Raw genomic sequence first — 21,775 nt, 5'->3', positions numbered from 1 at the left:
CTGAGACCTGATGCCGAGCCGATTGTGGTGAAGTGGATGATCCTATGCTGTCGAGAAAAGCCTCTAGCGAGTTTCATGGCGGCCCGTACCCTAAACCGACTCAGGTGGTCAGGTAGAGAATACCGAGGCGTTCGGGTGAACTATGGTTAAGGAACTCGGCAAAATGCCCCCGTAACTTCGGGAGAAGGGGGGCCATCACCGGTGATGACATTTACTGTCTGAGCTGGGGGTGGCCGCAGAGACCAGCGAGAAGCGACTGTTTACTAAAAACACAGGTCCGTGCGAAGCCGTAAGGCGATGTATACGGACTGACGCCTGCCCGGTGCTGGAACGTTAAGGGGACCGGTTAGTGCACTTTCGGGTGTGCGAAGCTGAGAACTTAAGCGCCAGTAAACGGCGGTGGTAACTATAACCATCCTAAGGTAGCGAAATTCCTTGTCGGGTAAGTTCCGACCTGCACGAATGGCGTAACGACTTCTCGACTGTCTCAACCATAGGCCCGGTGAAATTGCACTACGAGTAAAGATGCTCGTTTCGCGCAGCAGGACGGAAAGACCCCGGGACCTTTACTACAGTTTGATATTGGTGTTCGGTTCGGCTTGTGTAGGATAGGTGGGAGACTTTGAACCAGCCACGCCAGTGGTTGGGGAGTCGTCGTTGAAATACCACTCTGGTCGTGCTGGATGTCTAACCTGGGTCCGTGATCCGGATCAGGGACAGTGTCTGATGGGTAGTTTAACTGGGGCGGTTGCCTCCTAAAGAGTAACGGAGGCGCCCAAAGGTTCCCTCAGCCTGGTTGGTAATCAGGTGTTGAGTGTAAGTGCACAAGGGAGCTTGACTGTGAGACCGACGGGTCGAGCAGGGACGAAAGTCGGGACTAGTGATCCGGCGGTGGCTTGTGGAAGCGCCGTCGCTCAACGGATAAAAGGTACCCCGGGGATAACAGGCTGATCTTCCCCAAGAGTCCATATCGACGGGATGGTTTGGCACCTCGATGTCGGCTCGTCGCATCCTGGGGCTGGAGTCGGTCCCAAGGGTTGGGCTGTTCGCCCATTAAAGCGGTACGCGAGCTGGGTTTAGAACGTCGTGAGACAGTTCGGTCCCTATCCGCTGTGCGCGTAGGAGTCTTGAGAAGGGCTGTCCCTAGTACGAGAGGACCGGGACGGACGAACCTCTGGTGTGCCAGTTGTCCTGCCAAGGGCATGGCTGGTTGGCTACGTTCGGAAAGGATAACCGCTGAAAGCATCTAAGCGGGAAGCCTGCTTCGAGATGAGGACTCCCACCCCCTTTGAGGGGTTAAGGCTCCCAGTAGACGACTGGGTTGATAGGCCAGATCTGGAAGCCCGGTAACGGGTGGAGGTGACTGGTACTAATAGGCCGAGGGCTTGTCCTCAGTTGCTCGCGTCCACTGTGTTGGTTCTGAAACCACGAACAACCCCGTACATGGTCACGTACGGTGCGGTTGACAGTTTCATAGTGTTTCGGTGGTCATAGCGTGAGGGAAACGCCCGGTTACATTCCGAACCCGGAAGCTAAGCCTCACAGCGCCGATGGTACTGCAGGGGGGACCCTGTGGGAGAGTAGGACGCCGCCGAACTAAATTTGAATAGAAAAGCCCCGGACCGGGATACGGTCCGGGGCTTTTCTGCGTTGAGGCCGCAGCCTTTCAGGCGGCCTCCGCGAGGCGTTCCGCCTCTTTCGGCGGGTAACCCGCGGAAGTGAGAACCGTGACGACCGCGGCGCGGCCGGCGTCCGCGGCCGGGATCGCGCCGTCGTTCACGGCCTCCATCAGACCGAACAGCACCTGCTCGTGCACGTACGCGAGCGCCTGCGCCGGAAGCGGTGAGGTGAACCGGCCCTGGTCCAGGCCCTCTTGGACCAGCGCCACACAGATCTCGCGGACCGGTGCCAGCGCCGCCCTGATGCCCTCCATCGCCATGCTGCGCTGCGCGAGGTTCACCAGGAGGCGGTAGCGGTCCGCGATCGGCCAGATCGCGAGGATCGAGCGGGCCACCGCCTCGGCCGGATCCGTGATGCCCTCGCGGCCGGCCCGATGGGCCTCCGCGACCGCCTGGGCCGCGTCCTCCACCAGCGCCCCGACAAGGGCGTCCCGGCTCGGGAAATGCCCGTAGACCGTGCGGCGTACGACGCCCGCGGCGCGCGCGATCTGGTCCATGGACGCCTCGGGGTCGCGCAGCAGCTCGGCGAGAGCGACGTCGAGGATGCGGCGGCGATTGGCGTCGGCCCGTACGGAAGTCACGCCGTTCATTGTGCACCCCGTTCGTGCCCTCTCCCGCCTGCCGTTTTGCACAGGCCTGTGCAAGCGCGTAGATTGCACAGCACTGTGTAATTGCACAGGCCTGTGCAAGCTCGCGGGTCCGTGTGCCCGCTTCCCGGAGGGATCTCCGCGCCATGCGCCTCGTCATGAACGAGCCGGTCGCCACGATGGACCGGCCGTACGCCCGCCGCTGGTGGGCGCTGCTCGTGCTCTGCCTGAGCCTGCTGATCATCGTCATGGCCAACACGGCTCTCACGGTGGCGGCGCCCGACATGACCCGGGACCTGGGGCTCTCCAGCGCCGACCTGCAATGGGTCATCGACGGCTACACCGTCCCGTACGCGGCGCTGATGCTGCTGCTGGGCGCGATCGGCGACAAGTACAGCCGGCGCGGAGCCCTGATCCTCGGACTGTTCGTGTTCGGCGGCGGGGCCGTCGCGGGTTCGCTCGTCGACAGCTCCACCGGCGTCATCGCCGCCCGCGCGGTGATGGGCGTCGGCGCCGCGATGATCATGCCTGCCACGCTGTCGCTGCTGGCCGCGACCTTCCCCCGGGCCGAACGGGCCAAGGCCATCGTGCTGTGGACGGCGACGGCCGGACTGGCCATCGCCGCGGGCCCGTTGGTGGCCGGGGCGCTGCTGCGGGGCCACGGCTGGGCGTCGACGTTCCTGATCAACGTGCCGATCGCGGCCGTCGCGATCGTCGGCGCGCTCATCCTCGTACCGCCGTCGAAGGCCGGACACCAGCACCGTATCGACTACGTCGGGGGACTGCTGTCCGTGGTCTGGGTCGGCGCGCTCGTCTACATGATCATCGAGGGGCCGCACTTCGGGTGGGGCGTCAAGGCGATCGGAGCCGCGGTGGTGGCCGGGGTCGCGCTGGTGGCCTTCGTCCTGTGGGAGCTGCGGCATCCGCGCCCCGTGCTCGACGTACGGCGGTTCGCGCACCGCGGCTTCGCCGGCGCGAACCTCGCCGTCGCCCTCTTCTTCCTGGCCGTCTTCGGCGCCTTCTACTACCTGACGCAGCACCTCCAGTTCGTTCTCGGGTACGACGCCTGGGAGACCGGCGTACGGATGCTGCCGCTGGCCGGCGCGGTGTTCGTCGGCTCGGCGCTCACCGGGTACCTCACGCCCCGTCTCGGCATGAGGGTCACGGTGACGGCCGGCATGGTCGGCGGCACGGCGGCCCTCGCGCTGCTGACGCGGGTGGACGCCGGGTCGGCGTACGGGGACTTCGTGCTGCCCCTGGTCGTCCTGGGCCTCGCCATCGGGCTCGCGCTCTCGCCCTGCACGGACGCCATCATGGGGGCGTTCCCCGAGTCCGAGCTGGGCGTCGGCGGCGCGGTGAACGACACCTCGCTGGAGCTCGGCGGCTCCCTCGGCATCGCCCTGCTCGGATCGGTGCTGGCGGGGTCGTACTCCTCGCACCTCGCCGACGCCACGAGCGGCTCGAAGCTGCCGGGTGACGCGCTGTCCACGGCGCAGGACTCGGTCGGCGCCGGGTACGCGGTCGCCCAGCAGATCGGGGTGCAGGCCCATCGGCTCGCCGAGCGGGCGGCCGGCGCCACCGACCCTCAGCAGGCGGCCCAGCTCAAGGCGCAGGCGGGTCAACTCCGCGACGGGGCGCGGCAGATGACGGAGGCGGTCGGCTCGTCGTTCGCCGACGCCGTGGCGCACACCAGTGTCGTCGGGGCGGTGATCCTCGGCGTCGGCACGGTGCTCGTCGGGGTGCTGCTGCCGCGCAAGGGCAAGGCGGTCACCGAGGCCGAGGAGCCGAGTGCCCGGGACCTCGTCGACGCGGGGAAGTCCTAGTCCTCGGCCTGGGACCGGGCCTCGGCCTGGGACCCGGCCTCGGCCTGGGCGTCGTCCAGGGCGCGCAGTTCGTCGTCGGTCAGGCGGATCGCGCCCGCCGCGACGTTCTGCGCGAGGTGCTCCGGGTCGCCCGTGCCCGGGATGGCCAGGACGTTCGGGCCCTGGTGGAGGGTCCAGGCGAGGCGGATCTGCGCGGGGGAGACGTCATGGACGGCGGCGATCTCGCGGAGGGCGGGGGCCTCGGCGGTGCCGCCCGTGTGGCCGCCACGCCCCGCGATCGCGAAGAACGGCACGAAGGCGATACCCGACTGCGCGCAGGAGCGCAGGAGTTCGGCGTCACCGGCGCGGCCCGTGCCGAGCCCGAAGCGGTTCTGCACGCACACGATCGGCGCCGTCCCGCGCGCCCGCGCCAGCAGTTCCGCGTCGACGTCCGAGACGCCGATGTGCCGGATCAGGCCCGCCTCGCGCAGCTCGCCGAGGGCGCCGACGTACTCCTCGATCAGTGGCGAAGTGCGCTCGTACAGCCGCATGTTGACGACGTCCAGGTGGTCGCGGCCGAGCTGGCGCAGGTTCTCCTCGACGTCACCGCGCAGCTCGTCCGGGCGCGCCCAGGCGGACCAGGCGCCCGCGCGGTCGCGGCGCGGTCCGACCTTCGTGGCGATGACCAGGTCGTCGGGGTAGGGGGCGAGCGCGGCGTTGATGATCTCGTTGGCCGAGCGCAGCGAAGAGAAGTAGAAGGCGGCCGTGTCGATGTGGTTCACGCCGAGTTCGCGGGCGCGGCGCAGGACCCGGACCGAGCGGTCCCGGTCGGCGACGGAGGTCTGGTCGAAGGCGACCCGGCCGGGCAGTCGCATGGCGCCGAAGCCCAGGCGGTGGACGGGGAGTTCGCCGCCGAGGAGCCAGGTCCCGGATGCGGCGGCGGCAGGGGAGGAGTCGTGGGTCATCGGGGGAGCCTGCCATACGGACCTGCGCTGTCAGTGGGGGCGTCTAATCTGCGGAGCACGGTAACGACCCACAGGAGGCGTCGCAGCATGACCACTTTGACCGACAGGCCGCACAGTGCGCTGCTCGTCATCGACGTACAGAACGGGGTGGTGGCGGGCGCCCCGCGTCGCGACGAGGTCATCGCCCGCATCGGCGCGCTCGTGGAGCGGGCCCGCGCCGGGAGCGTGCCCGTGATCTGGGTGCAGCACTCCGACGACGGGGAGCTGAAGGAGGGCAGTGAGGCGTGGCAGTACGTGCCCGAGCTGGCGCGCGGCGAGCAGGAGCCGCTGGTGCACAAGCGGTACGGCGACTCCTTCGAGGCCACCGACCTGGAGGCGCTGCTCGCCGAGCGCGGCGTCGGGCGGCTCGTCGTCACCGGCGCCCAGAGCGACGTGTGCATCCGCTCGACGCTCCACGGCGGCTTCGTGCGCGGCTACGACGTCACGCTCGTCGGTGACGCGCACACCACGGAGGACCTGAGCGCGTACGGGGCGCCCGCCCCGGAGCAGGTCATCGAGCACACCAATCTGTACTGGGGCTTCCAGAGCGCACCGGGCCGCACCGCCGGGACGGTCAGCGCGGCGGACGTCACCTTCTGAGCCGCCGGAGCGTGGGTACGCACCCGCACGCGGATGTGAGCAGGAGCGCTCATGCCGCCCGCGCCGAGGCCGACTTGAGTGGTGGGCATGACACTGGACCTCGCCGCCGACGCGCCCGCCCGCCCCAGCCAGTACGTCCGTTACTGGATCGCCCCGCTGCTTTCCTCCCTGGTCACGCTCCCGGCGGCGTTGCTCGCGTACGCCTTCGCCGGGCTCGCCACCATGGCGTGTGACGCGTGCACGGATGCGCAGCTGTCCGCGTTCGACCCGAGCTTCGACCGTGCCTTCACGGTCTTCGGCCGGGGTCTCGCGGTCTCGCTGCTGGTCCTGGCCACGGCGTGGCTGCTGCCCTGGCAGGAGCGGTACGCGGCCCGCCGGGTCGGGTGCGCGGTGGCGGCGCCGTTCGCGGTGGTGCTCACGTACGTCGTGTTCCTGGGCATGGTCGACTGGCCGTAGGCGGCGGGACCGTCGAGGTGACGGTACGTCAGAAAGTGGCGGTCGCGCCGGGCTTGAGGAGGTGCAGTCGACCGTCGAGCCCGGCCCGCGTGAACGCCGCCGTCAGACTGGGGCCGTCCTGCGTGAAGTGCCCCCAGTGCTCGAAGTGCAGCGGCACCACGTGCCGGGCACCCAGGATCCGCGCCGCTTCGGCCGCTTCCGCACTGGTCAGGGTCAGCGCCGCGTCGGGGACGAGCGGGGTGCGGGCCGCGCCGGCGAAGAGCAGGGCGACGTCGATCTCCGGGAAGCGGCCGGCGACCTCGCGGACACGGTCGAGCGAGGCGTTGTCCCCGGAGACGTACACCGTCGGCAGGTCCTCGCCGGTGAGGACGAACCCGGTGACCTCGCCGACCACGGGCTCGCTGCCCTCGGGCCCGTGCAGGGCGGGCACGCCGGTGACGCGCAAGGTGCCGCCGCCGGGGCGGTCGAGGTCCACGTGGGCCCAGTTCGGCAGGGCGGTGACCACGTCGCCGAGCCGCTCGCGGGCGGCCGCCGTGGTCAGCACCAGCGGGGTGTCGGACAGCCAGGCGCGGCCTGCCGTGTCGAGGTTGTCCGGGTGCTGGTCGTGCGAGAGCAGCACCGCGTCGACCGCGCCGATCTCCTCGGCCGTGACCGCGGGTCCCGCCGTCTTCACCAGCGCCCGCGAACCGATCGGGTACTCGCCGGGGGCGTCGAACGTGGGGTCGGTGACCAGACGCAGGCCGCCGATCTCCACGACGGACGTGGGCCCGCCGACGTAGCGGATGGCGAACGCGGGCGCGGACGTGGTCACGGGTGCCTCCAGGAGCCGGGTCTTCGCAGGTCACTAGGTGCAAGCCCGCGGAAGGGCGCCGTATTCCGGCACCTCCATGCTTACCTTTTGGTGCGTACCTGACTATTCAGTGGGTTCTTGTGGCCGGTCGCGCACTGCTCGCAGCATGGCCGCCATGACGACGCACCCGCATTCCCCGCACACCGACACGACCTCCGTCACCGTTCTCGGCCTCGGCGCCATGGGGCAGGCTCTGGCCGGCGCTCGCCATGGAGGTGGCCGGCATCGACCACATCGTGCACGCCGCCGAGCGCCGGGGCCCGGACGTGACGGTGCTGCGGGCGGTCAAGCGGGTCGCCGAGCGGGCGGTGGCGCTCGGGCACGGGGGTGGCGACTGGTCGAGCACGATCGACGCGGTGCGTCCCCCCGCGGCGGACTGAGAACGGGGCGGCCGCGCTGGCCTTGACGCCGGGGTCAACGTTTACCTTCATGGGCATGCGCATCGGAGAGCTCGCGGACCGCGCCGGTACGACCACGCGGACGCTCAGGTACTACGAGTCGCGCGGGCTGCTGCCCGCGCGGCGCGGCGGCAACGGCTACCGGACCTACGACGAGGAGGATCTGCGCGCCCTGCGGCAGATCCGCACGCTCCAGGACTTCGGGTTCGACCTGGAGGAGACCCGGCCGTTCGTGGAGTGTCTGCGCGCCGGGCACCCGGAGGGCGACTCGTGCCCGGCGTCGCTGGCCGTGTACCGCAACAAGCTCTCCGAACTGGACGCGCTGATCGGCGAGTTGACGGCTGTGCGCAAGAAGGTCGGCGCACAGCTGGAGCGCGCCGAACAGGCCATGGACGCGCTGGCGACGGAGGAGTCCGAACCGCCGCGCTGCGAACTGACCCCTAGCGAGGAGTGATCATGCGGGACGTGACCGATGCGGACTTCGACGAGCAGGTCCTGGAGTCCGGGCGACCGGTGCTGGTGGAGTTCACCGCACAGTGGTGCGGGCCCTGCCGGCAGCTGGCCCCGGTGCTGAAGTCCATCGCACAGGAGGAGGCGGAGCGCCTCGACGTGGTGGCGATCGACGTGGACGCCAACCCGGAGACGGCCGTGAAGTACGGCGTGCTGTCGATGCCGACGCTGATGGTCTTCAAGGATGGTCAGCCGGTGTGGTCGCGGGTGGGCGCCCGGCCCAAGCGGCGACTGCTGGAGGAATTGACCGAGGTCGTCTGAGAAGGCGGCGACAAGCTCCGCGGAATTCCCGGCGGTTGGAATTGCATCCCGCCCGGGGTATATTCGGTGTTTCTGTGTGCCCACAGAAAAGGCCCCTCGCAAGGGGCCAACTAAACACACCGTACCGGGCAGGGAGCAGTTTTGTCAAGCCGGGAATCCGCCGCAGCGCAGAAAGAAATGCAAAAGGAACAGGAATTCATCGACCGGCTCTATGTGCGCGTCGACGTGCTGCGCGGCGTCGCCGCGGAGTCCGTCGAGGCCGCCCTGACACCGGTCGGCACCGGCCAGCAGGCCCGCCTGGAGCGGGATCTGCTGGTCGTCGAGCGGTCCGGACTGCTGGCCGCCCTGAATGCGGTCGACGGTTCCCTCTGTTTCGGGCGCCTCGACCGGACGGACGGCGTGACCCATCACATCGGACGCCTCGGAATTCGGGAGGACGACACCGAGCACACCCCGATCCTCATCGACTGGCGCGCACCCGTCGCCCGCCCCTTCTATCTCGCCACCGGCCATACGCCGATGGGTCTGCGCCGGCGCCGTCACCTCACCACCGAGGGCCGCACGGTCACCGAACTCCACGACGAGATCCTCGACCTGGGCGACGACGAGCGCACCGGCTTCGAGGACCCGTCGGGCGACGCGGTACTGCTCGCCGCGCTCGACTCGGCCCGTACCGGCCGCATGGGCGACATCGTGCAGACCATCCAGGCGGAGCAGGACCGGATCATCCGGCACGACCACCGCGGCGTCCTCGTCGTGGAGGGCGGCCCGGGCACCGGCAAGACGGCGGTCGCCCTGCACCGCGCGGCGTTCCTGCTGTACGAGCACCGGGAACTGCTCGCCAAGCGGGCCGTCCTCATCGTTGGTCCGAACCCGGCGTTCCTGTCCTACATCTCCGAGGTGCTGCCCGCGCTCGGTGAGACGGGCGTACTGCTCGCGACGGTGGGCGAGCTGTTCCCCGGCATCAAGGCGACCGCGGCGACGGACTCGCCCCGCGCCGCGGCCGTCAAGGGCGCCGTCGCGATGGCCGACGTGCTCGCCCTCGCCGTCCGCGACCGGCAGCAACTCCCCGAGCCCGGCGCCCCGTTGGTGATCCCGCACGACGATGGCGACCTGATCCTGGACTGGGAGATCGCCTACGAGGCGCGGCAGGCCGCCCGGGACGCGCTGCTCCCGCACAACCTGGCCCGCCCGCACTTCGCGTTCCACATCCTCGACGCGCTCACCGCGCAGCTCGCGGAGCGGCTCGGCGCCGACCCGTACGGCGGCCCGAACTTCCTCGGCCCCGACGACCTCGCCCAGCTGGGCAAGGCCGTCGCCGCCAGCCCCGAAGTGCACGCCGCCATCGCGCAGTTGTGGCCCCGGCTCACTCCGGAGGAGTTCGTCGCGGACTTCCTGGCGGAGCCCGTGCACGTGTCCGACGAGGACGCGGACGCCATCCGGCGCACCGTCACCGGGCCCGCCGACTGGACCCCGGCCGACGTGCCGCTGCTCGACGAGGCCGCGGAACTGCTCGGCCACGACGACTCCGCGGAGCGGGCCGCCGCCGAGGCGGCCCGGCAGGAGCGGATCGCCTACGCACAGGGCGTGCTCGACCTCTCGCGCGGCTCGGAGACGTACGAGTTCGAGGACGAGGACGAGTCCGAGGTGCTCGCCGCGCACGACATCGTCGACGCCGACCGGGTCGCCGACTGGTACGAGGAGGAGGACCACCGCAGCGCCGCCGAGCGGGCCGCCGCGGACCGGACCTGGGCGTTCGGGCACATCATCGTGGACGAGGCGCAGGAGCTGAGCCCGATGGCGTGGCGGCTGCTCATGCGCCGCTCGCCGACCCGCTCGATGACGCTGGTCGGCGACCCGGCGCAGACCTCCGAGGAGGCCGGCGTCGGCTCGTGGGCGAAGATCCTGCAGCCGTACGTCGAGGACCGCTTCGAGCACACCCGGCTCGGGGTGAACTACCGCACGCCGTCCGAGGTCATGGACGTGGCGGCGGCGGTGCTGCGCGCCGAGCACCCGGACTTCGAGCCGCCGTCCTCGGTGCGCTCGACGGGCGTACGTCCCTGGCGTCGGGCCGTGACGGGGGACCTCGTCGCGGCGGTCGCGCAGGTCGCCCTGGCCGAGACCCCCGACGAGGGGCGGCTCGCGGTGATCGCGCCGCGCCGGCTGCACGAGGCGCTGGCCGCGCGGCTGCCGGACGTGGTGGCCGGGGCCGAGCCGGACCTCACCCGGCACCTCGTCCTGCTCGACCCGCGCCAGGCCAAGGGCCTGGAGTTCGACCGGGTCGTCGTGGTCGAGCCCGGGGAGTTCGGGACCAGCGACCTCTACGTGGCGCTGACCCGGGCGACGCAGTCGCTGGGCATCGTGCACAGCGTCACCGAGTCACCCACCGAACTCCCCGCCGGACTCGAACAGTTGGAGCTCAGGCAGGCCTGAGCCAGACGGTCGCCAGGGGCGGCAGCGTCAGCCGGACACTGGCCGGACGGCCGTGGGACCCCACGGCGTCCGGCTTGACCGGCTCGGCGGTGGTGACGTCGCCGCCGCCGTAGCGGCCGGTGTCCGTGTTCAGGACCTCGTGCCAGGCGGGCACGTCGTCGGGCACGCCCAGCCGGTACTCGTGCCGCACCACCGGCGAGAAGTTCGACACGGACAGGAGCGGCGTCCCGTCGGCGGCGTGGCGCAGGAACGCGAAGACGTTGTCCTCGACCGCGTCGCCGGCCACCCACGAGAAGCCGGCCGGGTCGGTGTCGCGCTCCCACAGGGCGGGCTCGTCCCGGTACACGACGTTCAGGTCCCGCACGAGGTCGCGTACGCCCCGGTGGTCGGCCGCGGCGCCGTACGCCGGGTCGAGCAGCCACCAGTCGGGCCCGTGCGCCTCGGACCACTCCGCGCCCTGGGCGAACTCCTGGCCCATGAACAGGAGTTGCTTGCCGGGGTGGGCCCACATGAAGCCCAGGTACGCGCGATGGGTGGCGCGCTGCTGCCACCAGTCGCCCGGCATCTTGGACACCAGCGACCGCTTCCCGTGGACGACCTCGTCGTGCGAGATGGGCAGGACGTAGTTCTCGCTGTACGCGTACACCATCGAGAACGTCATCTCGTGGTGGTGGTACTTGCGGTGCACCGGCTCGTGCCCGACGTAGTCGAGGGAGTCGTGCATCCAGCCCATGTTCCACTTCAGCCCGAAGCCGAGCCCGCCGAAGCCGCCGGGCCCCACGTGGTGCGTCGCCCGCGTCACCCCGTCCCAGGCGGTGGACTCCTCGGCGATGGTGACGACGCCCGGCACGCGCCGGTACAGCGTGGCGTTCATCTCCTGCAGGAACTCGACGGCGTCGAGGTTCTCCCGCCCGCCGTACTGATTGGGGGTCCACTGCCCCTGCTCGCGCGAGTAGTCCAGGTAGAGCATGGAGGCCACGGCGTCCACGCGCAGCCCGTCGATGTGGAACTCCTCGCACCAGTAAAGGGCGTTCGCCACGAGGAAGTTGCGGACCTCCTTGCGTCCGTAGTCGAACTCCAGCGTCCCCCAGTCGGGGTGGGCGGAGCGCAGCGGGTCCTCGTGCTCGTACAGGTTCTTCCCGTCGAACTCGGCCAACGCCCAGTCGTCGCGCGGGAAATGCGCCGGTACCCAGTCCATCAGGACGCCGATGCCCGCCTGGTGCAGGGCGTCGACCAGGTACTTGAAGTCGTCGGGGGTGCCGAGGCGTGCGGTGGGCGCGTAGAAACCGGTGACCTGGTAGCCCCAGGAGCCGCCGAAGGGGTGCTCGGCCACGGGCATCAGCTCCACGTGCGTGAAGCCCAAGTCATCCAGATAGGCCGGGAGTTGTTCGGCGAGCTGGCGGTAGGTGAGACCGGGGCGCCAGGACGGGAGGTGGATCTCGTAGACGGAGAAGGGCGACTCGTGGACGGCGCGGGCCCCGCGGGCGGTCAGCCAGTCGGCGTCGTGCCAGGTGTGGTGGGAGGCGTGCACCACCGAGGAGTTGGCCGGGGGCGTCTCCGTGCGGGTGGCGAGCGGGTCGGCGCGCCGCGTCGTGCTGCCGTCGGGGCGGGTGATCTCGTACTTGTAGAGCTCGCCCTCGCCGATGTCCGGGACGAACAGCTCCCAGATGCCGGACGAGCCGAGCGAGCGCATGCTGTGGGCCGCGCCGTCCCAGTAGTTGAAGCCGCCGATCACCCGGACCCCGCGGGCGTTGGGCGCCCACACCGTGAAGCGGGTGCCCTGGATGCCCTGGTGCTCCATGGGCCGGGCGCCGAGCGCCGTCCACAGCTGCTCGTGGCGGCCCTCCCCGATGAGGTGCATGTCGAGTTCGCCGAGTGCGGGCAGCAGGGAGTACGCGTCCGGGACCGACTGGATCGTGTCCCCGTACGTGATCTCCAGCCGGTACCCGGACGGGGCCTGCTCGGAGGGCAGCAGCGCGGAGAAGAAGCCGTCGCCGTCGTCGTGGAGATCGTGGCGTGCACCCGCCGGGGTGGTGACCGTGACCTTCTGGGCGTAGGGGCGCCAGGCGCGGATCGCCGTGCCACCGGGGGCGGGGTGGGCGCCGAGGACTCCATGGGGGTCGTGGTGGGTCGCGCTCAGGAGCCGGGAGCGGTCTTCCCCCGGGACGGGGGCCGGGGTCGGGTCGGGGCGGGGGGTCACTGTGAGGGCCTCCTCGGGTGGCCTTCTCGTCTTTCGGGTCGCGGTCCCGGTGGCGGGCGCGGCGTGCTGGGGCGGGTGGGTGCTCAGGGGACGGGGCCGCACGTGGCTGCGGCCCCGCGCCGTTACGGGGTCTCGGCCAGCCGGGCCAGCGCGGCCAGCGGGACCGGTAGCCAGTCCGGGCGGTGACGGGCCTCGTACAGGGCCTCGTAGATCGCCTTGTCGGTCTCGTACGCGCGCAGCAGGACCGGGTCGGTGCGCGGGTCCCAGCCGGAGGCGTCCGCGTAGCCCGCGCAGTACGCGGCGCGGCAGACGTCCGACCAGGCCGGGTCCCAGGGGCGGTGCGTGCGGGCCGCGTAGTCGAAGGAGCGGAGCATGCCGGCGATGTCGCGGTGCACCGGGTGGGGCAGGCGGCGCTCGGCGAGGGGACGGGACGGCTCGCCCTCGAAGTCGATCAGCCGCCACGAGCCCGACGGATCGCGCAGGCACTGGCCCAGGTGGAGGTCGCCGTGGATGCGCTGCGCCTGCCAGGTGGCGCCCTCGTCGGCGAGGGCGGCGAGCGCGTCGAAGGCGGAGCGCAGTCCGGGGACGTGGGGCAGCAGCGCCGGGACCTGCTGGGCGGTGGTCTCCAGGCGCGTGGTCATCGTCGCGGTGAGCTGTTCGGTCTGGGGGCGGCTGTAGGTGACCGTGGGCAGCGCGCGGGCCAGGGCCGTGTGCACCTCGGCGGTCGCCCGGCCCAACTCCCGTGCCGCGGTGGTGAATTCCTCCTTGTCGGCCAGGTGCCGCAGCGCCAGGTCCCAGCCGTCGGCGGCGTCCTTGAGGTAGGGCTGGAGCAGGCCGAGGGTGGTCTCGCCGTCGGCGGTCTCATACCAGGCGACGGGGACGGGCACCCGGTCGCAGCCCTCGCGGGCCAGGGCGAGGGGGAGTTCGAGGTCCGGGTTGGTGCCGGGCAGGACGCGGCGGAAGAGCTTGAGGATGAGCGCATCCCCGTACACGACGGAGGAGTTGGACTGCTCGACGGTGAGGGGGCGGGAGATCAGCCCCTGGGGTATCTCGCCGGACGGGCCCCGGTCGAAGCGGAGGGCGCCGAGCGTGCCCGGGGTGCGAAGACGTTCCAGCAGGACGCCGGTCTGGCGCGGGTCGAGCAGCGCCTCGTACGCGGTGCGGCCGGTCAGCGGACCCCGGGTGATGTGGCCGATCACGGCGGGCGCGAGATGCGGTGGCAGGGTGTCGCTGACGCCGATCAGGAGTTGGTAGCAGTCGCCGGGGCCCTCGTCCGCCGGCGGCTGATGGGCACGCAGCAGCAGGTGCAACAGCGCCGCCTGCGGCCGCAGTTCGGTGACCGCGTCGAGAGTGAGCCCGCTGACCGGCCGCCCTTTGCCCGCGAACCACCGCTGGCGCGGCAGCCATTCGCGCAGCAACGGCTCCAGGGACGCGAGCAGTTCAAAGTTGCCCTCCCCGGAGGGGGCGGGCCGGGCTGCGGCTTCCGACATGGCGTCGCGTCCTTTCCCCGGGACGCCGGGCGACGCGGCGCGATCCGAGTGCCGAGGTGCCGAAGTGCTGTCCAGACAGGGGGACGTGCCGAGTGACCCGAGCGGGCGCGGGGCGCAACGGCGCCTGTCCCGCTCGGTATTGGGGGAGAGTGCCCAGGGCGGGCGGGTGGAAACGGGTGCGGGGGCTTTTTGGGAGGACGCGGGCGAGGTCCCGGCCCCGGGGAAGGCGCGAACGCCTTCCCCGGGGCCGGTCGCGGTCACGTCCCTTCCCTGCGCAGCCGGAACCAGTAGAAGCCGTGTCCTGCGAGGGTGAGGAGGTAGGGGAGTTCGCCGATGGCGGGGAAGCGGACGCCGCCGATGAGTTCGACGGGGTGGCGGCCGTTGAAGGCCTGGAGGTCGAGTTCGGTGGGCTGGGCGAAGCGGGAGAAGTTGTGGACGCACAGGACGAGGTCGTCGCGGTATTCGCGCAGGAACGCGATGACGGCGGGGTTGGAGGAGGGCAGTTCGGTGTAGGAGCCGAGGCCGAAGGCGGGGTTCTGTTTGCGGATCTCGATCATGCGGCGGGTCCAGTGGAGCAGGGATGCGGGGGTGGACATCGATGCTTCGACGTTGGTGACCTGGTAGCCGTAGACGGGGTCCATGATCGTGGGCAGGGACAGGCGGCCGGGGTCGCAGGAGGAGAAGCCTGCGTTGCGGTCGGGGGTCCATTGCATGGGGGTGCGTACGGCGTCGCGGTCGCCGAGCCAGATGTTGTCGCCCATGCCGATCTCGTCGCCGTAGTAGAGGATCGGTGAGCCGGGCAGGGACAGCAGCAGGGCGGTGAAGAGTTCGATCTGGTTGCGGTCGTTGTCCAGGAGGGGGGCGAGGCGGCGGCGGATGCCGATGTTGGCGCGCATGCGGGGGTCTTTGGCGTATTCCGCGTACATGTAGTCGCGTTCTTCGTCGGTGACCATTTCGAGGGTGAGCTCGTCGTGGTTGCGCAGGAAGATGCCCCATTGGCAGCTGGAGGGGATGGCGGGGGTCTTGGCGAGGATCTCGGAGACGGGGTAGCGCGATTCGCGGCGGACGGCCATGAAGATGCGGGGCATGACGGGGAAGTGGAATGCCATGTGGCATTCGTCGCCGCCGCTTTGGTAGTCGCCGAAGTAGTCGACGACGTCTTCGGGCCATTGGTTGGCTTCGGCGAGGATGACGACGTCGGGGTACTGGGCGTCGATGGTTTTGCGGACGTGTTTGAGGAAGGCGTGGGTGGCGGGGAGGTTCTCGCAGTTGGTGCCTTCCTCGGCGTAGAGGTAGGGCACGGCGTCGAGGCGGAAGCCGTCGATGCCCAGGTCGAGCCAGAAGCGCAGGGCGGCGAGGATCTCTTCCTGGACGGCGGGGTTCTCGTAGTTGAGGTCGGGCTGGTGGGAGAAGAAGCGGTGCCAGAAGTACTGTTTGCGGACGGGGTCGAAGGTCCAGTTGGAGGCTTCGGTGTCCACGAAGATGATGCGGGCGTCCTGGTACTGCTTGTCGTCGTCGGCCCAGACGTAGTAGTCGCCGTAGGGGCCGTCGGGGTCGGAGCGTGACTGTTGGAACCACTCGTGCTGGTCACTGGTGTGGTTCATGACGAAGTCGATGATGACGCGCATGCCCCGCTGGTGCGCGGCGTCGACGAACTCGACGAAGTCGGCCAGATCACCGAACTCCGGCAGGACGGACGTGTAGTCCGACACGTCGTAACCGCCGTCCCGCAGAGGGGACTTGAAGAACGGTGGCAGCCACAGGCAGTCGACGCCGAGCCACTGGAGGTAGTCCAGTTTCGCGGTGATGCCCTTGAGGTCGCCGATGCCGTCGCCGTTGCTGTCCTGGAAGGAACGGACGAGTACTTCGTAGAAGACGGCTCGTTTGAACCAATCCGGGTCCCGGTCCTTGGCAGGGGTGTCCTCGAAGGTGTCCGGGACGGGCTCATTCATGATCATGGTGTGGGTGACCCTCCGAAATCCCTTGGTCTGCCAGAGAAATCATCGCGGTGAGGACGGTCGCAGGACGGTCAGGATGTGCGCGGGCGTGCGGCCCGGTTCGAGGCGCACATAGTTCGTCCTGCCCCAGTGGTAGGTGTCGCCGGTGAGCTCGTCGAGCACCGGCACGGTCTCGTGCCAGCCGAGCCCGAGGTGCGGCATGTCCAACGACACGGTCGCCTCCTGGGTGTGGTGCGGGTCGAGGTTCACGACCACCAGAACCGTGTTCGACCCACGGGTGTCCGTGACGGTCTTCGAGTACACGATCACCGCGTCCTGGTCGGCATGGTGGAAGTGCACCTGGCGCAGGGCGCGCAGGGCGGGGCTGCGCCGCCGGATGTCGTTCAGCGTGCGGAGCAGGGGGGCGATCGTCCGCTGCTCCCGCGCGGCGGACTCCCAGTCCCGGACCCTGAGTTGGTACTTCTCGGAGTGCAGATACTCCTCGCTTCCCGGGCGCTGCGGCGTGTTTTCGCACAGTTCGTATCCGCTGTAGACGCCCCAGGAGGGGGAGAGGGTGGCGGCGAGGACGGCCCGGAGTTCGAAGGCCGGCCGGCCGCCCTGCTGCAGGAATTCGTGCAGGATGTCCGGGGTGTTGACGAAGAAGTTGGGGCGCATGGCGGCTGCCGAATCGCCCGCCAACTCCTGCACGTACTCGGTCAGTTCTTCCTTCGTGTTGCGCCAGGTGAAGTACGTGTAGGACTGCTGGAAGCCGATCTCGGCCAGGGTGCGCATCATCGCGGGGCGGGTGAACGCCTCGGCCAGGAAGATCACGTCGGGGTCGGTGCCGTTGATGTCGGCGATGACGTGCTCCCAGAACACCACCGGTTTGGTGTGCGGGTTGTCGACGCGGAAGATGCGCACGCCGTGCGCCATCCAGTGGCGCAGGATCCGGGTCGTCTCGGCGATCAGGCCCGGCATGTCCCGGTCGAAGGCGATCGGGTAGATGTCCTGGTACTTCTTCGGCGGGTTCTCCGCGTACGCGATCGTGCCGTCGGAGCGGTGGTGGAACCACTCCGGGTGCTTGTCCACCCAGGGATGGTCGGGCGAGCACTGCAGCGCGAAGTCGAGGGCCACCTCCAGGCCCAGGTCCTTGGCCGCCGCCACGAATCGGTCGAAGTCGTCCAGGGTGCCGAGGTCGGGATGGATCGCGTCGTGGCCGCCCTCCGGGGAGCCGATGGCCCAGGGGACGCCGACGTCGTGCGGGCCGGGCGAGAGGCTGTTGTCCGGGCCCTTGCGGTACGTCGTCCCGATCGGGTGGATCGGGGGGAGGTAGACCACGTCGAAGCCCATCTCCGCGATCGCCGGGAGCCGTCGGGCCGCGGTGGCGAAGGTGCCGCTGACGGGTGGCCTGCCCTCCTCGACGACCGCGCCCTCGGAGCGCGGGAAGAACTCGTACCACGCGCCGTACAGGGCCCGCTCGCGCTCCACGAGGAGCGGCAGGGGCTCGGAGGCCGAGACCGGCTCGCGCAGCGGATGGCGGGAGAGGGCCCCGTCGACGGCGGGGGTGAGCGCGGCGGCGAGCCGGGCGACGGCGGGGCGGCTGGTGTCGCGGAGCGCCGAGACGGCCTGCAGAACCGTTTCACGCAGGGCTTCGGGGACGCCCGCCGCGGCGCGTTCGTACAGCAGCGCGCCCTCTTCCAGGACCAGCTCGGTGTCCATCCCGGCCGGGACCTTGATCCCGGCGGCGTGCCGCCAGGTCGTCACCGGATCGCCCCATGCCTCCACGGCGAAGGTCCAGGTGCCGGCCGCGTCCGGGGTGACCTCGGCGCCCCAGCGGTCGGTGCCGGGGGCGAGTTCGCGCATCGGGGTCCAGGGGCCCGTTCGGCCGTCCGGGCCGCGCAGCACCACGTTCGCGGCGACCGCGTCGTGGCCCTCGCGGAAGACGGTGGCCGTGACCTGGAACGTCTCGCCGACGACGGCCTTGGCCGGGCGGCGGCCGCGGTCGACGACCGGGGCCACGTCGCGTACGGGTATCCGGCCGATCGTCGTGCGGATGGGGGCGGCGGTGGCCGGGGGCGCGGGGGCCTCGGGCGGGCGCGGTGCCTTGGGTGCGGCAGGCGCCTTCGGGGCTGCCGGGGCTTTCGGTGGGGCCGGGGCCTTGGAGGCAGCCGGTGCTTTCGGGCGGGCCGGCTTGGCGGAGGACGTCGGGGAAGAGGGGCGCTGTGCGGGCATGACCGCTCCTGTCCGCGGAGATCGGGGGTGGCGGAGACGGGATTCCGTGCGGGGGCGTGCGGAGGAACCGTGCGGGGGGTCGTGCGAGGGAAGGGGAAAGCCGTACGAATGACCGTGAAGAGGCGTACCGCAGGAGCCTTCCACGGTCTTCGGGTGGGCAATCCGGCGCTTTGTTAACTACTCGCGCGTAAGGGCGCACACACGGCCGGTCCCGCCCAGCGCGACGGGACCGGATCATGAACTCCCCTTTCTTTAAGGGTTGTTGACCTGGAGCAGTCTGTTCGGTGAACCGATTCCGGCGCCGGTCACCTTGCCCGGCGCCGCCCTGGCGACGAGCGCCTTGCCCACCTCCGCGGGCGGCGCCCACGGATGGCCGGCGAGGTAGAGCGCGGCCGCGCCCGCGGCGTGCGGCGACGCCATCGACGTACCGGAGAAGGTGGCCTTCCCGGTGTCGCCGGCGTACGACGCGGAGGTGATGTCCACCCCGGGTGCGAACAGGTCAATACGGGTACCCCAGTTCGAGAAGCTTGCACGCGCGTCCGTCCGATCGGTCGCGCCGACCGTGACGGCCTCCTGGACCCGGGCCGGTGAGTACAGGCTCGCGGGGAGTCCGTCATTGCCCGCGGCCACGGTGTAAGTGACCCCGGAGGCAATGGAGTTGCGCACCGCGGCGTCGAGCTGGGCATTGCCGTACCCGCCCAGGCTCATGTTGGCCACCGCGGGTTTCCTCGCGTGCTGGGTCACCCAGTCGATGCCCGCGATGACCTGGGCCGTGGTGCCCGCCCCGTCGTCGTCGAGCACCCGCACGGCGACGACGTCCGCCTTCTTGGCGACCCCGTAGCGCGTGCCCGCGACGGTGCCGGCGACGTGGGTGCCGTGTCCGTTCCCGTCCTGGGCGACGGAGTCGTTCTCGACGAAGTCCCAGCCGTAGGACGCCCGGCCGCCGAAGTCCTGGTGGCTGATGCGGATGCCCGTGTCGATCACGTACACGGTCGCTCCGGCACCCGCCGTCTCCGGCCAGGTGTACGAGGCGTCGAGCGGCAGGTCGTTCTGGTCGATCCGGTCCAGGCCCCACGAGGGCGGGTCCTTCTGGGCGTGGTCGAAGGCCACCCTCGTGTCCTGCACGACGGAGGCCACGCCCGGGTCGGCCGCGAGCCGTGCCGCCTGCGCCCCGTCGACCTTCACCGCGTACCCGTTGAGTGCCTCGCTGTAGGTGTGGCGTATTTCCGCCCCGTACTTCGCGGCGAGGTCCTTGCCCGCCTCGGACGGGGCCTTGGTTCCCCCCTTGAGCGTCACGATGTAGCTGCCCGCCACGGCACCGGGTTCACCGGCGCCGGGTATCCGCCCCTGCGCGGGGGCGGCGTGCGCGGGCAGAGTGATGGCCGAGATCACCGCGGCCGCGGCGAGCGCGGTGAGCCCGCCGACCCAGCGCGTACGCAGCGTCGGTGTCACTGGCAAGGCCACTGCCATGGATGAGGTTCCCTCCTCAACTCGGCGCATTCTCCCGCCGGTTGGCAGCCTCTCGTGCGGTGTGAAGTGCCACAAGGAGGCCCGAGGGGGCGGAATCGGCCATATCGCCCGTGGCGGGGCGGCAAAGAGAGCGGAAGGTTGCGGCGGTAATCAGCCGAGTCCCGGCGCGCGCCAATTGCCTGGCACCGGCCCCGGCGCGCGCGTCAGGATGGCCCCATGGCGATCATTCACCACACCACGCTCAGGCCCACCAAGCTCGAACTCCTCACCGAGTGGCTCCCCGAGCAACCCTGGTACCGGGGCGCGGGTGTCCCGGAGCTGACCAAGGCCGGCGGCTTCCGGCTCGACGACCCGGCCGGGGAGGTCGGCATCGAGTTCATGGCGGTGACGGACGCGTCGGGCCCGGAGCCGGTGACCTACCACGTGCCGCTGACCTATCGCGGCGCACCGCTCGCCGACGCACCCGGGGACGCGCTGATCGGCACGCTCGTGCACGGTGTGCTCGGTGACCGCTGGGTGTACGACGGCACCCGGGACCCGGTCCTGGTCGGCCAGGTGACGGCGCTGCTGAAGGGAGAGGTGCCGGCGCACGCGCAGAGCATCGACGGCGCCCTCGACCCGACCGTGCACGCCCGCCTCGAAGGGGGCGACGGGCGGCCGGAGTTCGTGCGCGTACTGGAGCCGGGCAGCACCGCCGCGAGCGGGATCAGCGCCGAGTGGGACACGGGGGAAGGGAGCCGGGTGCGTGGAGTGTTCGTGACGGTTCGCGCGCACTGAGGCGGGCCGGGCGTTGCGCAGCGGTGCGTACCGGGGGCGTCTGGCATCGTGGCGTGCTCCCGGTGACCACCGGGTGGCCCACACCCCCACACCGCAGGAGCAGCACGTATGCGTGCGACACGACGTCTCGCCGGTCTGTTCACGGGAGCGACGCTCGCGCTGGGCGCCCTCCTCGCCACTGCCGCCGCACCGGCGCAGGCGTACAGCCCGAACCCGAAGGTGGCCGCCGCCTACCGCGACACGGGCTCCTGCCCGTGCGGCGGCGGGGCGCTCGACGACCCCTTCGACGGCACCACCTTCGCGAAGGACCCGGGCGGCTACGCCGTCAAGTTGAGCCTGAGTCAAGGGAGTTCGCTCGTCGGCAAGGTCGAGTTCCACCCGGCCGACGAGAAGCTGTGGGTGTACGACACCAAGAACGACGGTGACACCTTCCACGTCCGGGTCTCGTACACGGCGCACGGCTCCACGCACCCCCTCGGCACGTACTCCGCGCCCGGCACCGGCGCCGCCGTGGACCACCTCGTCAAGGACTTCGGCCTTCCCGAGGGCGCCTTCGTGGACATCGCGGTGTACGACGACGCGGGGCTCAGCGACTACATCGGCGGGGCGCGGGGGACGGGCGCGGCCGTGGCGTGAGCGCCCGCACGGCCGTCACCCGGGCTCATAGCTGAGGTCCTTCGCCACGAGCCTGTCCGGTGCCAGCCGCAGCCACGTCGTGCTCCGCTCGGCGGGGTCGTCGTGCAAGTAGTCCACGAAGCGCCGGTCCCACCGGGACTCGTCCGCCCCCAGGTACCGGCTGAGCTTGCGCCGGCCGCGCGGCACGTCGAACGGGACGAACTCGGCGCGGCCGCGCGCGATCACCTGCCGGACCAGGCCGGTCGGCGGATCGCACGCGTCGACGACGAGGGCCACACGGGGGTCGTCCCGCACCCGTCCGAAGAGCCGGGTCCAAGGGCCCGTGAGCACCCAGAAAGCCCGGTCCTCCCACAGGTACCAGACGGGCCGGACCGTCGGCCCGTTCGTCGCGAGCCGCGCGGTGAGCGGCTGCAGGAGGAAGGCGTCCACGTCGAAGGATCGGCTGTTCATGAC

The 21,775-nt window shown here is 70.5% G+C and carries 18 protein-coding genes and 2 rRNA genes; 11 read left to right on the top strand and 9 right to left on the bottom strand.

From position 1 onward, the window contains the following. Positions 1-1,393 (top strand): 23S ribosomal RNA (locus G3I40_RS31430); the annotation flags it as partial. 87 nt (positions 1,394-1,480) lie between these two features. Then, positions 1,481-1,597: ribosomal RNA gene (rrf, locus tag G3I40_RS31425) — 5S ribosomal RNA — on the top strand. Positions 1,598-1,666: 69 nt separating this feature from the next. Here the strand turns inward: rrf and G3I40_RS31420 are convergent. After that, positions 1,667-2,269 carry a TetR/AcrR family transcriptional regulator gene (locus G3I40_RS31420; protein ID WP_164306006.1) on the bottom strand — a complete coding sequence of 201 codons (603 nt, stop codon included), beginning with the start codon at positions 2,267-2,269 and terminating at the stop codon, positions 1,667-1,669. A 143-nt stretch (positions 2,270-2,412) separates the two neighbouring features. Here G3I40_RS31420 and G3I40_RS31415 point away from each other — a divergent pair, with 143 nt between their 5' ends. Beyond that, the gene (locus G3I40_RS31415; protein WP_164306005.1) at positions 2,413-4,089 is read left to right on the top strand and encodes an MFS transporter; all 1,677 of its coding nucleotides are present in this window, start codon (positions 2,413-2,415) and stop codon (positions 4,087-4,089) included. Here the strand turns inward: G3I40_RS31415 and G3I40_RS31410 are convergent. Next, positions 4,086-5,033 carry an aldo/keto reductase gene (locus G3I40_RS31410; RefSeq protein WP_164306004.1) on the bottom strand — a complete coding sequence of 316 codons (948 nt, stop codon included), beginning with the start codon at positions 5,031-5,033 and terminating at the stop codon, positions 4,086-4,088. The genes G3I40_RS31415 and G3I40_RS31410 overlap by 4 nt on opposite strands. Positions 5,034-5,120: 87 nt before the next feature. Here G3I40_RS31410 and G3I40_RS31405 point away from each other — a divergent pair, with 87 nt between their 5' ends. Together G3I40_RS31405 and G3I40_RS31400 are read left to right on the top strand one after the other, a co-directional pair. After that, positions 5,121-5,672: a cysteine hydrolase family protein gene (locus G3I40_RS31405; RefSeq protein ID WP_164306003.1), complete on the top strand. Its 552-nt coding sequence runs from the start codon at positions 5,121-5,123 to the stop codon at positions 5,670-5,672. 87 nt (positions 5,673-5,759) lie between these two features. Then, on the top strand, positions 5,760-6,128 hold the full coding sequence (locus G3I40_RS31400; RefSeq protein WP_164306002.1) for a hypothetical protein: 369 nt from the start codon (positions 5,760-5,762) through the stop codon (positions 6,126-6,128). Positions 6,129-6,156: 28 nt separating this feature from the next. Here G3I40_RS31400 and G3I40_RS31395 read toward each other — a convergent pair whose 3' ends face one another. Further along, positions 6,157-6,939 carry an MBL fold metallo-hydrolase gene (locus G3I40_RS31395; RefSeq protein ID WP_164306001.1) on the bottom strand — a complete coding sequence of 261 codons (783 nt, stop codon included), beginning with the start codon at positions 6,937-6,939 and terminating at the stop codon, positions 6,157-6,159. A gap of 248 nt (positions 6,940-7,187) precedes the next feature. On the opposite strand from G3I40_RS31395, the gene G3I40_RS31390 reads away from it, so the two are divergent. From G3I40_RS31390 to G3I40_RS31375, 4 genes are all read left to right on the top strand, one after another. Beyond that, the gene (locus tag G3I40_RS31390) at positions 7,188-7,358 is read left to right on the top strand and encodes a hypothetical protein (protein ID WP_164306000.1); all 171 of its coding nucleotides are present in this window, start codon (positions 7,188-7,190) and stop codon (positions 7,356-7,358) included. A 55-nt stretch (positions 7,359-7,413) separates the two neighbouring features. Continuing rightward, the gene (locus G3I40_RS31385) at positions 7,414-7,830 is read left to right on the top strand and encodes a MerR family transcriptional regulator (RefSeq protein ID WP_164305999.1); all 417 of its coding nucleotides are present in this window, start codon (positions 7,414-7,416) and stop codon (positions 7,828-7,830) included. Between the two features lie 2 nt (positions 7,831-7,832). Further along, positions 7,833-8,147 carry a thioredoxin gene (trxA, locus tag G3I40_RS31380; RefSeq protein ID WP_164305998.1) on the top strand — a complete coding sequence of 105 codons (315 nt, stop codon included), beginning with the start codon at positions 7,833-7,835 and terminating at the stop codon, positions 8,145-8,147. A gap of 177 nt (positions 8,148-8,324) precedes the next feature. Then, positions 8,325-10,580 carry an AAA family ATPase gene (locus G3I40_RS31375; protein ID WP_164305997.1) on the top strand — a complete coding sequence of 752 codons (2,256 nt, stop codon included), beginning with the start codon at positions 8,325-8,327 and terminating at the stop codon, positions 10,578-10,580. Here G3I40_RS31375 and glgB read toward each other — a convergent pair. From glgB to G3I40_RS31350, 5 genes are all read right to left on the bottom strand, one after another. Further along, complete coding sequence (gene glgB, locus G3I40_RS31370; protein ID WP_164305996.1) at positions 10,567-12,780, bottom strand: 1,4-alpha-glucan branching enzyme; 2,214 nt, start codon at positions 12,778-12,780, stop codon at positions 10,567-10,569. The two genes, G3I40_RS31375 and glgB, sit on opposite strands and share 14 nt — an antisense overlap. A gap of 122 nt (positions 12,781-12,902) precedes the next feature. Next, entirely contained in the window at positions 12,903-14,270 is a 1,368-nt protein-coding gene (locus G3I40_RS31365; protein ID WP_164305995.1) for a phosphotransferase, read from the bottom strand. 257 nt (positions 14,271-14,527) lie between these two features. Continuing rightward, the gene (treS, locus tag G3I40_RS31360) at positions 14,528-16,228 is read right to left on the bottom strand and encodes a maltose alpha-D-glucosyltransferase (protein WP_164305994.1); all 1,701 of its coding nucleotides are present in this window, start codon (positions 16,226-16,228) and stop codon (positions 14,528-14,530) included. 42 nt (positions 16,229-16,270) lie between these two features. Then, on the bottom strand, positions 16,271-18,439 hold the full coding sequence (locus G3I40_RS31355; RefSeq protein WP_164305993.1) for an alpha-1,4-glucan--maltose-1-phosphate maltosyltransferase: 2,169 nt from the start codon (positions 18,437-18,439) through the stop codon (positions 16,271-16,273). A gap of 252 nt (positions 18,440-18,691) precedes the next feature. Then, on the bottom strand, positions 18,692-19,909 hold the full coding sequence (locus G3I40_RS31350) for a S8 family peptidase (protein ID WP_203645108.1): 1,218 nt from the start codon (positions 19,907-19,909) through the stop codon (positions 18,692-18,694). A 216-nt stretch (positions 19,910-20,125) separates the two neighbouring features. Between G3I40_RS31350 and G3I40_RS31345 the strand changes: the two genes are divergently transcribed. Continuing rightward, a complete protein-coding gene (locus tag G3I40_RS31345) occupies positions 20,126-20,686 on the top strand; it encodes a 1,4-alpha-glucan branching protein (RefSeq protein ID WP_164305991.1) in 561 nt (186 codons plus the stop codon). A 108-nt stretch (positions 20,687-20,794) separates the two neighbouring features. Next, entirely contained in the window at positions 20,795-21,322 is a 528-nt protein-coding gene (locus tag G3I40_RS31340; RefSeq protein WP_164305990.1) for a hypothetical protein, read from the top strand. A 15-nt stretch (positions 21,323-21,337) separates the two neighbouring features. Here the strand turns inward: G3I40_RS31340 and G3I40_RS31335 are convergent, their stop codons facing one another. Next, on the bottom strand, positions 21,338-21,772 hold the full coding sequence (locus tag G3I40_RS31335) for a pyridoxamine 5'-phosphate oxidase family protein (RefSeq protein WP_164305989.1): 435 nt from the start codon (positions 21,770-21,772) through the stop codon (positions 21,338-21,340). Positions 21,773-21,775: the final 3 nt, after the last annotated feature.

It is taken from the genome of Streptomyces sp. SID14478, assembly GCF_010548525.1.
Lineage (GTDB): Bacteria > Actinomycetota > Actinomycetes > Streptomycetales > Streptomycetaceae > Streptomyces.
Note: the sequence above shows the minus strand (reverse complement) of the source record. Positions and strands in the feature narration are given on the sequence as shown.